The organism is uncultured Sphingobacterium sp. (genome assembly GCF_964277905.1).
GTDB lineage: Bacteria > Bacteroidota > Bacteroidia > Sphingobacteriales > Sphingobacteriaceae > Sphingobacterium > Sphingobacterium siyangense.
This window is the reverse complement of record NZ_CAXYKD010000011.1, coordinates 1-14544: the sequence shown is the minus strand read 5'-3', so window position 1 is coordinate 14544 and position 14544 is coordinate 1. Positions and strand designations below refer to the sequence as shown.

General features: G+C 39.3%; 12 protein-coding genes. 4 read left to right on the top strand and 8 right to left on the bottom strand.

Annotated features, from left to right (window positions below; genetic code table 11):
- Positions 1-68 precede the first annotated feature (68 nt).
- Together rpsA and ACHWSC_RS07140 are read left to right on the top strand one after the other, a co-directional pair.
- A complete protein-coding gene (gene rpsA / locus ACHWSC_RS07145; protein ID WP_075991301.1) occupies positions 69-2000 on the top strand; it encodes a 30S ribosomal protein S1 in 1932 nt (643 codons plus the stop codon).
- A 100-nt stretch (positions 2001-2100) separates the two neighbouring features.
- On the top strand, positions 2101-2940 hold the full coding sequence (locus ACHWSC_RS07140; protein ID WP_394676306.1) for a sulfurtransferase: 840 nt from the start codon (positions 2101-2103) through the stop codon (positions 2938-2940).
- Position 2941: 1 nt separating this feature from the next.
- Here ACHWSC_RS07140 and ACHWSC_RS07135 read toward each other — a convergent pair whose 3' ends face one another.
- From ACHWSC_RS07135 to gyrB, 4 genes are all read right to left on the bottom strand, one after another.
- Positions 2942-4843 carry an ATP-dependent DNA helicase RecQ gene (locus tag ACHWSC_RS07135; protein ID WP_394676305.1) on the bottom strand — a complete coding sequence of 634 codons (1902 nt, stop codon included), beginning with the start codon at positions 4841-4843 and terminating at the stop codon, positions 2942-2944.
- The gene (locus tag ACHWSC_RS07130; RefSeq protein WP_394676304.1) at positions 4840-6924 is read right to left on the bottom strand and encodes a ComEC/Rec2 family competence protein; all 2085 of its coding nucleotides are present in this window, start codon (positions 6922-6924) and stop codon (positions 4840-4842) included. The genes ACHWSC_RS07135 and ACHWSC_RS07130 overlap by 4 nt, the downstream gene beginning before the upstream one ends.
- On the bottom strand, positions 6921-8957 hold the full coding sequence (locus tag ACHWSC_RS07125; protein ID WP_394676303.1) for a hypothetical protein: 2037 nt from the start codon (positions 8955-8957) through the stop codon (positions 6921-6923). Before ACHWSC_RS07125 ends, ACHWSC_RS07130 begins: the two co-directional genes overlap by 4 nt.
- Before the next feature lie 158 nt (positions 8958-9115).
- Positions 9116-11074, bottom strand: a complete 1959-nt coding sequence (gene gyrB / locus ACHWSC_RS07120; protein ID WP_088160429.1) for a DNA topoisomerase (ATP-hydrolyzing) subunit B — start codon at positions 11072-11074, stop codon at positions 9116-9118.
- 191 nt (positions 11075-11265) lie between these two features.
- Here gyrB and ACHWSC_RS07115 point away from each other — a divergent pair, with 191 nt between their 5' ends.
- The gene (locus tag ACHWSC_RS07115; RefSeq protein ID WP_394676302.1) at positions 11266-11883 is read left to right on the top strand and encodes an OmpH family outer membrane protein; all 618 of its coding nucleotides are present in this window, start codon (positions 11266-11268) and stop codon (positions 11881-11883) included.
- 88 nt (positions 11884-11971) lie between these two features.
- Entirely contained in the window at positions 11972-12877 is a 906-nt protein-coding gene (locus ACHWSC_RS07110; RefSeq protein ID WP_088160427.1) for a CorA family divalent cation transporter, read from the top strand.
- On the opposite strand, the gene tsaB is transcribed toward ACHWSC_RS07110, so the two are convergent.
- From tsaB to rpmH, 4 genes are read right to left on the bottom strand one after another with little or no spacing between them, the layout of a single operon-like run.
- Positions 12872-13582: a tRNA (adenosine(37)-N6)-threonylcarbamoyltransferase complex dimerization subunit type 1 TsaB gene (tsaB, locus tag ACHWSC_RS07105; protein ID WP_394676301.1), complete on the bottom strand. Its 711-nt coding sequence runs from the start codon at positions 13580-13582 to the stop codon at positions 12872-12874. The two genes, ACHWSC_RS07110 and tsaB, sit on opposite strands and share 6 nt — an antisense overlap.
- Before the next feature lie 11 nt (positions 13583-13593).
- Positions 13594-13848 (bottom strand): membrane protein insertion efficiency factor YidD, encoded by a 255-nt coding sequence (gene yidD, locus ACHWSC_RS07100; protein WP_075991293.1) that lies wholly within the window; start codon positions 13846-13848, stop codon positions 13594-13596.
- Complete coding sequence (locus ACHWSC_RS07095; protein ID WP_394676300.1) at positions 13811-14227, bottom strand: ribonuclease P protein component; 417 nt, start codon at positions 14225-14227, stop codon at positions 13811-13813. The genes yidD and ACHWSC_RS07095 overlap by 38 nt, the downstream gene beginning before the upstream one ends.
- Before the next feature lie 60 nt (positions 14228-14287).
- The gene (rpmH, locus tag ACHWSC_RS07090) at positions 14288-14446 is read right to left on the bottom strand and encodes a 50S ribosomal protein L34 (RefSeq protein ID WP_075991291.1); all 159 of its coding nucleotides are present in this window, start codon (positions 14444-14446) and stop codon (positions 14288-14290) included.
- Between the last annotated feature and the right edge of the window lie 98 nt (positions 14447-14544).

The following is a 14544-nucleotide window of genomic DNA, read 5'->3' as shown; positions in this document are numbered from 1 at the left end:
TTTTGCATTTAAAGTTTTTTTGTACCTTTGCAACTCCTACAAAGTAGGAAAAAGGAGAAAATTAATTAATGGCAAAAAAACAAGAAGCAGAAAAAGAATTAGCAGCGAAAAACGCAGAGCTACAAGGTGCTGACACTAAAGTAGTGAAAGACACTGAAAAAATTGAATCAGAAGCTGATTCAAACTTAATCGACGAAATCAAATCAAACACTTGGATCACACCAGAAGGTGAATTTGACTGGGATGCAAATGATAAAGGTTTCGGAAATTATAGCGATGCTGAACGCGCTAAACTTGAAGCACAATACGCAGATACTTTCAACCAAGTTAACCAAGGTGAAATTATTGAAGGTACTGTAGTTTCTATCAACAACAAAGACGTAGTCTTAAATGTTGGTTTCAAATCTGACGGTTTAGTTTCTTTATCAGAATTCCGTGACTTACCAGAATTAAAAGTTGGTGACAAAGTTGACGTATTCGTTGAATCTCAAGAAGATGCTAACGGTCAATTAGTACTTTCTCGCAAACGTGCTAAAACTCAAAAATCTTGGGAAGCTATCAATGAGGCATTGGAAAATGATGCAATCATTACTGGTTTCGTTAAGAGCCGTACTAAAGGTGGTCTTATCGTTGATATCAAAGGTGTTGAAGCATTCTTACCTGGATCTCAAATCGATATCAAACCTATCCGTGACTACGATGTATACGTAGGTAAAACAATGGAATTCAAAGTTGTGAAAATCAACCACGAATTCAAAAACGTTGTCGTATCACACAAAGTATTAATTGAAAACGACTTAGAAAACCAAAAATCTGAAATCGTTGCTAAATTAGAAAAAGGTCAAGTATTAGAAGGAACAGTTAAAAATATCACTGACTTCGGTGTGTTCATCGACTTAGGTGGTGTTGACGGTTTATTGCATATCACAGATATCTCTTGGGGTCGTATCGAGCATCCAAAAGAAGTTTTATCGCTAGATCAAACAATCAACGTTGTTGTATTAGACTTTGATGATGAGAAAAAACGTATCGCTTTAGGCTTGAAACAATTATCTGAGCATCCTTGGGAATCTTTAGATACTGCATTAGAAGTTGGTTCTAAAGTTAAAGGTAAAATCGTAACAGTTGCTGATTACGGTGCTTTCTTAGAAATCATCCCTGGTGTTGAAGGTTTGATCCACGTTTCTGAAATGTCTTGGTCACAAAACTTACGTTCTCCACAAGAGTTCTTGAAAGTTGGTGATGAGATCGAAGCGCAAATCTTAACATTAGATCGCGATGAGCGTAAAATGAGCTTAGGTATCAAACAATTGACTCCAGATCCTTGGAAAAACATCACTGAGCGTTACCCTGTAGGTTCTAAACAAACAGCTGTTGTTAAAAACATGACTAACTTCGGTGTATTTGTTGAGTTAGAAGAAGGTATCGACGGTTTGATCCACATCTCTGATTTATCTTGGTCTAAAAAAATCAACCACCCTAACGAATTCACTAAAGTTGGTGAAACATTAGACGTAGTTGTTTTAGAATTAGATGAAGAAAACCGCAAATTATCTTTAGGTCACAAACAATTGGAAGAAAACCCTTGGGATACTTTCGAAACGATCTTTACTGAAGGTTCTATCCACGAAGGTACTGTGATCAAAGTTGGTGACAAAGGTGATATCGTAGCTTTACAATACGGTGTTGAAGGTTTCTGTCCTTCTAAACACTCTGTTAAAGAAGACGGTTCTTCATTGAAAGTTGATGAAGTTACTTCATTCAAAATCATCGAGTTCAACAAAGAGAACAAACGTTTGGTAATTTCTCACTCTCGTATCTGGGAAGAAGAGAAAGAAGAAGCTCGCAAAGAAGAGTCTAACAACCGTAAAAAAGACGCTAAAGCTGAGTCTTCAGCTGTGAAAAAAGTAAAAGATTCTGTTGAAAAATCTACTTTAGGCGACTTAGACGTATTAGCTCAATTGAAAGAGCAAATGGAAAATGATAAAAACGCTAAGTAATTAGCAATTTCAATCCATAAAAAGCGGCTGTTCCAAAAGGACAGCCGCTTTGTTTTTATAGGGATGCTTTTGTAATTTTGTATCAATAAACGTTATTGTTATGTCATTCAAATCAGCCTTAATTAACCCCACCGAACTTCAGGAATCACTGGGACAGCATACAGACATTGTCCTCCTCGATTGCACCATCGACAAAGTTGGTCAATCTATCAAGGATACCAAGTTCGAAGTTCTTCCCCACTCTCAATTTTTTGACATCGAAGGGAAACTTTCGGATACTACTTCCAAATTACCGCATACCCTCGTTTCTGCAGAGGTATTCGAAAGGGAAATGCAAAGCCTGGGAATAAATCAGGATAATACGGTCGTATTATATGACAGATGGGGCGTTTATTCAAGCCCAAGGGCCTGGTGGATGTTTAAGGTCATGGGATTTGAACAGGTCTTTATTTTAAATGGCGGTGTTCCTGCTTGGAAAAATAACAAACTGCCAGTCGTAGACCAGTATACAAGCGCTGCAAGTCCCGGTAATTTTAAAGCCCTATTTCAAGCAAACCTTTATGCCGATAAAGAGTATATCTTAACACATTATCGGGATACTCAAGTGAATGTTTTTGACGCCAGAAGTAAAGGTCGATTTAGTGGTTTAGTAGCTGAACCCCGGAAAGGCCTTCATGGTGGGCATATCCCCCATTCCAAAAATCTCCCTTTCGAAGAATTATTTGACGGAATCGTTTATAAACCCGTTGATGAATTGAAACAGCAATTTGATCATTTTAATGCGACCGGAAATGAATATGTATTCTCCTGTGGATCCGGTATCACGGCCTCAGTCTTAGCATTTGCTTGTCATATCGCTGGTCATGAGCAAATCCGTGTATACGATGGTTCTTGGTCAGAGTGGGGCCGTGAAGAGCTCAATCTACCCATCGAGAAATAGTTTAAAACAAGGTATTCCAAGAATAGAGATTATCCTCCAAGCGGATTTTTTCCGCATCTAGGAGATCACGAATGATCTCTATTCTTTTCTTTTCTGTACCTATCGTTAAACTCGCCACCAAATCATGAATATTTTTAGCTCCAGCGAGTAAACTGCTTTTGATTTCTGCTTTTATATTTGCCCGCTGCTTTTCCTGATGATTGCGGATCAGACATAAATCGCATACTTCACAGAACCCCGCATTTTTCTCTCCAAAATATAACAACAGCGACTGACTGCGGCAATTGCTCTGTTCAATATAACCGATCATGCCATTGACTTCCTCTTCCTTCACCTGATGGCGATCGCGAATAAAAATATGATCGATATGCAGGTGTTTGTAATCGACCCGGTTCTGCAAAAAGGTCAATTGTGGCGCATCTGTAGAAGGCAGATAGCTCGCTATTTCCAGTGTCTCCAACGACTTCAACAGCTCGACAACACGATCATAAGGCAGACCTAACTTACGTGCAAATTCATATTCATTGATGAGGATATAGTTTTCAAATACACCACCGTAGCTGCGCAAAATAGCCTTAATAAGCTTATCATATTTGACATACTGCACCTGAACTTTATACAATTCGGCGCTATCAATTTCAAACTTAAAGCGTGAAGGTATTGTAACCGCTTCTGACAAAACCAACCAAGTGTCCCGCTCCAGAAACTTCAGCGCATTCATAACAGGAACCAACGGTAGCTGATATTTTTTTGCAAATGCAACAACATCAAAATCTACAGTCACTCCTTCTCCAGAACCATAGGGAATCTGAAAATGATTACAAAGGTAATGATAGGTCTGTTGAATAAATGGAATATCAGGAAAGCTGGCTTGCAAATTATCGACAAGTTTCCGCTCATCTGCCTTTTGATAAAGAATAACGGGATAGGCCTTCTTGCCATCTCTTCCTGCCCTACCGGCTTCTTGATAATAGGCCTCCAGCGAATCGGGCAAATCGAGATGAATGACAAACCGTACATCGGGTTTATCAATTCCCATCCCAAACGCATTTGTAGCTACAATAACGCGAACAACATTTGTCATCCACCCTTGCTGTTTCTGATCCCGTTCCTGCCCCGTGAGCCCGGCATGGTAATAATCTGCCGAAATGCCATTATTGACTAAAATACGGGCTATCTCCTGTGTTTCCCGCCGGTTTCTGACATAAACAATACCGGATCCACCCAACTTGTGTATGATGCGGACCATACGTCCCATCTTATCCTCTTCCTCAATGGCCATATAAGCCAAATTGTCGCGGAGAAAGCTTTTGACAAATACATTTTCTTTTGGAAAATTCAGCTTCTGCTGTATATCACTAATGACACGCTCAGTTGCTGTCGCTGTAAGGGCCAGAAAAGGAACCTTGGGATGCAGTTCCCGTAACTTAGCGAGTTCTAAATAGGGAGGTCTGAAATCATACCCCCATTGAGAAATACAATGTGCTTCGTCTATCGCAAAAAGATTTACATTCATAAATCGTATGCGCTCTCTTACGATATCATTGTACAATCTTTCAGGAGAAAGATAAAGAAATTTTATCTGCCCATAGACGCAATTGTCCAACGTAATATCCACCTCCCTCTTCCGCATTCCAGCATAAATCGCGACCGCTTGAATTCCATTTTTTTTCAAATGCTCAACCTGATCTTTCATCAATGCTATAAGCGGTGTAACGACAATACAAATCCCTTCTCGCATCAAGGCAGGTACTTGAAAACAAATCGACTTTCCGCCGCCAGTCGGCAATAAAGCCAATGTATCTTTACCTGAAATGACCGATTGAATAATTTCTTCCTGCAGGGGTCTAAATGAATCGAATCCCCAGTACTGCCTTAAGATTGATATACTATCTTGCGTCATAAGTTCTCCTTATCCCAAACATACGCAAAATTATCTTTCATGAGATAATTCTGTATTCCCAAACTATCCAACATACGTTTTGTATGCTTGGATTTCTCCATTGAATTGGATCCATCCAGTATAACAAGTTTTGGTCTAATTTGCTTCAATAAACGAGGTAAACCATTTAGTAAATTTTTTCTGACAATGACAAGGTCGGCATGTGTCATTGTTCCCCCTGTATGCGATAAAATAGCAATTCTACCTAAAGGGAGCGTAACAAAATAGTTTTTCCGCTCTCGACCATTCAAAGCTACAAACTGAACTTTTTCCCTCGTCAGTAATTGGATTTCTCTTCCACATGCATATTGCAAACCTCGGGATTGCAAAGAATCAAATGTGCTGTAAACGATTCCGCGCCCACCTTTGAAATACCCGATCGTCAGCTCATGTTTCGTATTATAGACCCGAAACCGTTCTACATCTTTATTTTCTAGGTATTTTTGCGCAGTGATCAATAGTATTCCAATTGCACAGCATCCCCCTAGCCAAACGTATTTTTTATCTTTCCATTGAAAAGCATATAAAAAAGAAAATAGTGCAAAATAGATCAAAAATAGAAGCTCCAGCCCCATAGGTTCAACTTTTATTGTTGAAAAAGCCAAGTGATCAATAAATTTCAAGCAGTATAAGATGAAAGCGATGAGATGCTCCAAAAGAAAGCCCAATAAATCGTTGAGCCCCTGTATTGGATTGATTGTCATGATAAAACCAAGGTACATCACTAATGTTGAAGGGAAATCGACTAATAGATTAGCTACCAGAAAATAAGTTGGAAATTGTCCAAAATAATAAAGGCTCAGTGGCGTTGTCAATAGCTGTGCAGCAATAGAAACAGCCAATGCATCTCTCAAAAACCGTAATATCGGTCTTTTAACCGGAAGGAATCCTTCGACAAGCGGCGAACATATCGTCATACCCAAAACGGCTAAGAAGGACAGCTGAAAACCCACATCAACAACAGCCCGGGGAACGACCAGTAGAATCAATAATGCGGCAATAATAAGCGAATTCAGTGTTGAAAAGCTTCGTTTAAAATGCTGTGCACACAGCACAAAACTAATCATAATAGCTGCCCGCGTAATGGGCGGATCAAGCCCTGCAATAAAAGCATATATCCAGATCATACTCCATAACAAAATTAGTGGCAGCCATCTGAGATAGGAAGGCCAGGCAATTCGCTTGAAAATAAGGGCTAAAAAACCGAATAAAACAGCAACATGCATTCCCGAAACACTTAATACGTGTATCGTTCCCGTATTGGTGAAGGCCTGGATGCTTTCGGCACTGATATCGCTTCGGGAACCATATAATAAAGCTGACGCAATAGCAAAGTGCTCATTCCTTTTGATATGGGGACGAAGCTTAACCAAAAAATATCCCCTCATTTGTAAAGCAAGCCCAGTCAAGGAAAATGCCATTGTTTCTCTCCTACTGATCAGCTTATAACGACCAACGACTACGAAAGCTTCATGATAGATATGCTGTCTTTCCAAATACTGTCTATAGTCAAATTCCATTGGATTGAATGGCGGAGCTATTTTCTTTACTTGACCTTTTAACCACAATAGATCACCAAACTGCAGTGGGTTCTTCTGGCTGGATTTTAAAGATAACATTAGTCGACCTGTAGTTTCAACAAATTCACCTTTTTGGTAAGCCCCTACTACTTCTGCCGAAAAACGAATGATATCCCGCTTCACCTTGGGCTCTTCAATAATTTTAACTACATAACTATCGGTCACTATATGAGAGAAATGACTGATTGTAACCAAAGGTGCCTCGCGCCAAAATTGGAAAATTCCAAATAATACAACAGACACATAATACCCGTAGATGTAGCCATATTGGCGGATTCTTCCCTTTAATAAATAACAACAGAACGTTATCAAAACCAGCACAACCAATAGCTGCTGAACGCATTGGAAAACATGGAGCGACATAGGCAATCGAGGTGCCAGAAGAAGAGTCACAAGATATAGGATCGCAATCTTAAGAATAGGCAGCCGCTCTAATCTTTGTATAAAACTAAGCTCTTTCATAACTGCCACCGCAACTGCATCTTAACCTCTGACTTTCTATTGCCCTCAATTTGATCTAATCCAGTCCCGATACTCTCCCGCGCTGGATAGTAATAGACCGCATATTTGGCCCATACCTGAAGATGACGGGTTAACCGATACTGCAGATTGAAATACATTCTCCATCCCCTTGTATTGTACATTCCAAAACCAGATGCATATAATCCATCCTGCTCATAAGCATAGATCCGATTATCATAACTTGCCGCATCAAAATACGCAACGCGTATATTCGACTGGAATTTTCCGACCCTAGACTTCCAGAACAAATCTTGATAAAGCATATAACCGAAACTATTTTCCTGATACTCTTTTTGGAATAAATTGGCTTCTACACGGGAGCGAATCGTCCATATTGAACTTAAGCGGTAATGAAATTCTACCCTGAACTGCTGTTTGCTGGTATTCACAAGCCCATTCTCGGTTTGTCCCGCTCCCTGGTAATTAACTTGTTTCAATCGGTTACGATAGCGCAATGAAAGCTGGCCTTTTTTGTACCACATGTAACTCAGCTGGCTAAAAAAATCAGCGCCTGTAGATAGCGTATCAGCCTGATACTTTGCTCCCGGAAAACGAAATATATCCGCATAATTGGACCAGAGCAATTTTCTACCCAATTGATACGTTAGTCCCCAATAAGCCCCCTGCTCGTTGGAGCTGTTATCCGATTCACCAAATCCCTGTCCATAAAAAGTATGAAAATTCTGCTTATAGTCCCGCAACAATATAACCGATGATAAACGTGGATGCAAACTTATGATAGATCCTGCTAACAGTGCTGAACCGCCATCCATGCTGTTTGCATACTCACCAAATAAATAAGCATTCCGAATCGTATAGTTTGCATATAGACTTATATTTCGCAAAAAATCACCTTCAAAGTCCGCCTTTTGCCTTATACCATTGCCTTTTGTTTTAAAGGCATTCAATTGTGTCTGATTGAAATGAACACCCATTTTGAATCGTTTATAGCGCCATAATAGATTCAGTCCATAGGTCAGTTGAGATGCGGCATGACGGTATTGCTGTTCGGTTGCCGTCCGATGCAAGCCTGAGCTTGCGATCGTTGAAATCGTAGGCGGAGAAGTTGTACGGTTAACTTTTCCATCAATGGATTGGTAGGAGAAATAAGGTGTAATTTCAATGTGCCTAATCTGTAATGTTCCTGCAATGCCACGCATAAAATTAGCCTCATTTAATGACGTATATGGCTTTACACCGATCCCTTGTCTTGCAGTATGCTGTACCAATCCCCCTTTTCCAAAATTCAAACCATTCCACATACTGAGTCCCTGGCCAAATTGCAAAGCATAGTCGCCGATCACGATATTTTTGAAACGGCCTAAAGACTTTATTGATATACTTAGGCTATAGAAATCAAATCCTATTTTTTGTCTGTCTCTAAAAAATGGCTCCCCGGCATCTTTCTCCATATTAATCGCGAGATGAAACCCATCGTTTAACTGGGCTCTATACCTAAAAGCATAGCGATTGGCATCGCCAAGATAATGGGATTTCGTCGTATCGACCATACGGTAGCCCTTTGCTTTTTCGAGTATCCGGGCGTACCGTATTATAAATTCCTGTTTAAAATTTCTCGATTTCAGGGTTTCAAGAGGAGATCCCGGACCTACCCTTACGAAGGGTAACAACAAACTGACTATCCGTTCATTAAATCCTTCAATGGACTGTAGTTCGAGCACATCGATAAAATCTCCTGAAATGGTCCTATGGTCCAATAGGTGCTCGATTAATAAAGGGTCCAAAAACTGTAATTCAGTGAGTTCTCTGCCATCAGTTTTGTTGAGATCGATCGGGTGTTTGAGATAATGAGACCACTTTTCAGTGAATTCACTCAAATCAGCATCTTCAGGAAGTTCTTCCGATAAGCTTTCAAATAAATCTTGGAGATCGATTTTTTCATTTGTTTGCGCCGTACAGGTTAGTCCAATAAAACAACCTATAAAGAGCAAAATCTTGCTACAATATTTCATAATAGGTTTTAATTAATATTGGCTAAATGCTAGGCGATGAACCTTTTATCCCGGCAGAAAAACGGTTCACTGGTATGAAATTAGGAAATATAAAAGAATAAAAAAAGCCTGATGAAAAATTTCATCAGGCTTTTTTTATTCTTTTATGATCAGATCAATTAAATATCAATTTTAGCATAACGTGCATTTTTTTCGATAAATTCACGACGCGGAGCAACTTCATCACCCATCAACATCGAGAAGATACGGTCACATTCTGCAGCGTTTTCGATAGTTACTTGTCTTAAAGTACGCGTTTCAGGATTCATGGTTGTATCCCATAACTGTTCTGCATTCATCTCTCCAAGACCTTTATAACGTTGTACGTGTACGCTATCCTCTTTACCACTTCCTTTCAAACGTTGAATTGCATTGATACGTTGGTCTTCATTCCAAGCGTACTCATGCTCTTTCCCTTTTTTCACCAAGTATAGCGGCGGTGTAGCGATATATACATATCCTCTTTCGATCAATTCCTTCATGTATCTGAAATAGAACGTCAAGATCAATGTTGTAATGTGGGACCCATCCACATCGGCATCGGTCATGATGATGATGCGGTGATAACGTAATTTTTCAATATTCAATGCCTTAGCATCTTCGGCAGTACCTACACTCACCCCCAAAGCTGTAAACATATTTTTGATCTCCTCATTTTCGTAGATCTTATGTTCCATCGCTTTTTCGACGTTCAGGATCTTACCACGTAAAGGCATGATCGCCTGATGCTTTCTATCACGACCAGACTTGGCAGTACCACCCGCAGAATCCCCCTCGACAAAATAAATCTCACATTTGGTAGGATCGTTGTCTTGACAGTCGGCTAATTTACCAGGAAGTCCGGAGCCCCCCATAACGGTTTTACGTTGGACCAAATCACGGGCCTTACGTGCAGCAGCACGTGCTTGAGCAGCAATGACAACCTTTTGAACAATAGATTTTGCCTCACGTGGATTCTCTTCCAGATAAACACCTAAGATCTCACCAACAGCAACATCTACAGCCCCCATCACCTCGGAGTTACCTAATTTCGTCTTCGTTTGTCCCTCAAATTGAGGTTCTGCAACCTTCACCGAAATTACAGCTGTCAATCCCTCGCGGAAGTCATCACCGGTAATTTCCACTTTTAAGTTCTTAAGCAAACCTGACTTGTCCGCATACGCTTTCAAGGTACGTGTCAAACCACGACGGAAACCTGCAACGTGAGAACCACCTTCAATCGTATTGATGTTATTCACATAAGAATGGACATTCTCCGAATACGTATCGTTATATTGTAAAGCCAGTTCAACAGGGATACCTTGTTTCACGCCTTCAACATAAATTGGTTCAGGAATCAACGACTGACGGTTACCGTCTAAAAATTTCACAAACTCTTTCAGACCACCCTCTGAATAGAATGTTTCTTTCTTTTCAGAACCGTCTTCATTAGTCTCACGCTCATCATTCAACGTCAAACTCACACCTTTATTTAAAAATGCAAGTTCACGAAGACGATTTGCCAATGTATCGTAATTATAAACGGTAGTCTGCGTGAAAATTGTCGCATCTGGATGGAACGTTACAATCGTACCCGTCTTATCCGAAACACCAACTTCTTTCACGTCATACAAGGGCTTACCAATTTGGTATTCTTGCTGGAAAATCTTTCCATCGCGATGAACCTCAGCCTTCAAAAGGGTAGATAGTGCATTCACACAGGAAACACCGACACCATGCAGACCACCAGAAACCTTGTATGTATCTTTATCAAATTTACCTCCGGCGTGCAATACAGTCATTACAAGCTCTAAGGCTGATTTATTCTCTTTTTTGTTGATTCCTGTAGGAATACCACGACCGTTATCCCGGACAGAAATCGAATTATCTTTATGGATAGTAACAAAGATATCTGTACAATATCCTGCTACAGCTTCATCGATTGAATTGTCAACAACCTCGTATACCAAATGGTGCAATCCTTTTACACCGGTGTCACCAATATACATGGATGGACGCTTACGAACCGCCTCTAAACCCTCTAATACCTGAATATTATCGGCCGAATAGGTGGATGCATTTTTATTTTCTTCGCTCATTGAAAACCTCTTAAATGTAATATTCAAAAATACGAAATTTTGGCCGATTTATCAAGTCCGTGAACAAGTATTGAACCTATATTCCGAATTATAATACACAGGATAATTTTACTTTTTTATTACTAAAAACTAGAATTTCGATTTTTTTATGTTAGGTTTGTTTTCAGTAATAATTTGCAAATAACAAAAAAATGAACACTATATTTTCAATTGTATCGAAAGTTTCCTTTGGCCTTTTATTGGTTGGAACTATTGCATCATGTAACCAAGGTGCAAAAACAGCAAACGAACCTGCAAAAAATGATTCCAATACGGTAAGCAAGGAGAGCCCGGGAAGTAACAAAGATAAAATCGTCTATTTAAACTCGGATTCACTTTCTGAAAAATATCAATATTTTAAGGACATTAAATCAAAGCTTGAAAACAAGGTAAAGAAAGCACAAACGGATCTGCAATCTAAAAGTACTGCATTCCAACGGGAAGTTGCCGAATATCAAAAAAATGCAGCTACAATGTCTGCACCTGATAGACAAGCTACGGAACAAAAACTAGCACGTAAACAAGATGAGCTTGCACGTTTAGATCAAACAGCTTCTTCCTCTATTGCAAAAGACGAGTCTGAAGAATTTAACAATGTTTATAATAAAATTACCGAATTCTTGAAAAAACATGCTGCAGAAAATGGCTACAAACTGGTGCTGACCTATTCAAAAAGCAACCCAACTGTATTGTATGCTGACCCATCTCTGGAAATCACGAATGAAGTAATCAAACAGTTAAACGAAGAATATAAATCTTCAAACAAATAGAAGATTATAATAATTTAGGAAAGCCATCAACTCAGTTGATGGCTTTTTTTATTTTCTTTCTTATCTTGTCCTTACTAAAATTAGATTTATGGTCAGAACGATTGTTGAAAAGGAAATCGCAAACTACGAATGGATAGATATAGCTGAGCCAACCTCAGAAGACTTCACCTTCATCAAAGAGCGCTTCAATTTGAATGAAGCTTCGATCAAGGATTCCAAAGAACCAGAACATCTACCGAAAATTGAAGAATTTGAGAATTATACCTTTGTTATTCTCCGTGTCATGTCGGACAATTTCAAGGAAAATTCAGACAGCATCGGAGAAATCACCGATCGCCTGACCATCTTCTACGGAAGTGATTTTGTAATTACTGTACACAAACGTCGTATCGAGTTTTTAGAAAAACTTAAGAATATTGAATTCACGTCCATCAAGACAAAAAATAGCCGTAAACTGGCTGTATTTATCACGACTGCAGCAGTATTTACCTTTAGCCAGACCCTAGAGCAACTTTCAACACGCATCGATGCATACGAAGAATTGATTTTTCTGAAACGCATGAAACAACAGCCAATATTGAAAAACCTTTATTTTATCAAAAGGCAGATTGATGTTGCACGAAAGGTCATCTTCCTCTACAGAGAGGTCGTTGAGCATTTTCATTCCTCGTCCAAAAAAGATGTCTATACACGCGATTTAAAAGATCTCCAGGTCCGGACATCAACCTTGTACGAAAACTTATCGGAAAATGTAGCACAGCTGCTTAATGTATATTTCAACATCTCGTCTAATCACACCAATGAGATTATGCGCATCCTGACGATTTTCTCCGTATTTTTTATGCCAATCACTTTTGTGGCAGGAATTTATGGAATGAATTTTAAAAATATGCCCGAATTAGAATGGTACTATGGATATCCAGTGGCCATGGGAATCATGGTTGCCATATCCCTTGCGATTTATTTGTGGTTCAAAAGAAAAGGTTGGCTATAATAAGCCAACCTTTTTCTTTGCAGGGGTAACCACAAAATCTTTAAGATAGAATGGCTCGAAATAAGCAACATCCTCAAACTCTTTCCGCTGAAATTTATCAAAAGCCAACGGCGATAGAAAAGCCGCGGAAACATTAAATCCGCTCAGCACATCCACGCGATCCGTTGCACTGAACAAATCCTGGAATTTATCGGCTCCCGAACCAAATAAATGGACACGATGGTAGTTCAGCAATAATTCATTGAAATAATCAACATCGATGATTTCTGCAGATGTCGCTCTCTCCAATATAGCGTTATGATTATAAACTGCTGTATAGACTTCCATCCGACGGGCATCGAGCATAGGAAGATAAGCTTCATCTTCTGTTAAACCGAATTGCCCTTTATAGCCTAAAAACAACGCTTCTAACGTATTAATAGCGATTAAAGGTAGATCTAAGGCATAACAGAGACCTTTGGCCGTAGACACCCCTATCCGCAAGCCTGTATACGAACCAGGCCCCATACTCACCGCAACAGCGTTCAAATCCTGCATCTTTCGGCCTGTCTGTTTAAGAATTTCCTCAATCAAAATAGTCAATTTAGCCGCATGAGCATTTGGTTCATCGAGATCGATAACTTGCAACGTTTGACCATTTTCACTCAAGGCAACCGAACATACAGCGGTTGATGTATCAATTTGTAAAATTAAATTATTCATCATCGTTATAGAAATCAAGGTACAGGATCATGCCCATGGCCACCCCAAGGGTTGCAACGCGCAATTCGTTTCAAAGCCATCCAGCCACCTTTAAAAGGACCATATTTCAGAATAGCTTCCTTACCGTACTGAGAACAGGTAGGTGTATATCTACAATTGGCGCCTAAAAATGGTGAGATAAAAACTTGGTAGAAACGAATAATAGCCAAGAAAATAAAACTAAACAAGGGCCTAATCCCCTTTTTCCAAATAAGCTTCAGCACATTCATCCTGCAATTTTTTCAGCATTTTATTCATTGCGGTGCTAAACACATCATACGCTAAGATCTGCTTGCCTACATATTGAATAGCTAAATACAAAGTTACATTATGTTTCAACAAAAACGGAATCAAATCATTCGATTTTTGTAAACGGTAACTCTCACGCATCATTCGCTTAATCGAATTGCGATCAACTGCTCTTTTGAACCTACGTTTGGATACGGAAATGATAGACTGACTGGAGGGAATATGGTCAGTCAAGTTGTTTTTCTCGAAGATAAAAACAACCCTAAACGGATACAAAACAAAAGAAGAACCGCTTTTAAAAAGCGTATCAATACGCCTTTTCGCACATAACCGTTCTTCTTTTGTAAATGTATTTTTCATACGATGACTTAATCTTACTAGAAAAAGCTCTTATAAGTGGCCACCGATCCTTGTCAAAGATTAACCTTTGTGACGGTATTCGTCAGACACTGTAAGACGTTTTCTACCTTTAGCTCTACGTGAAGCTAATACTCTTCTACCGTTTGCAGAGCTCATACGCTCTCTAAAACCGTGTTTGTTTCTTCTTTTTCTTTGCGATGGCTGAAATGTTCTTTTCATGACGCTATTATGCTAATTTGTTCTTACTTCAATTAATACAAAACTCCCCAAGAGGAATGCAAAAGTAAAGTTTATTTTAGACAAAAACAAACAATATT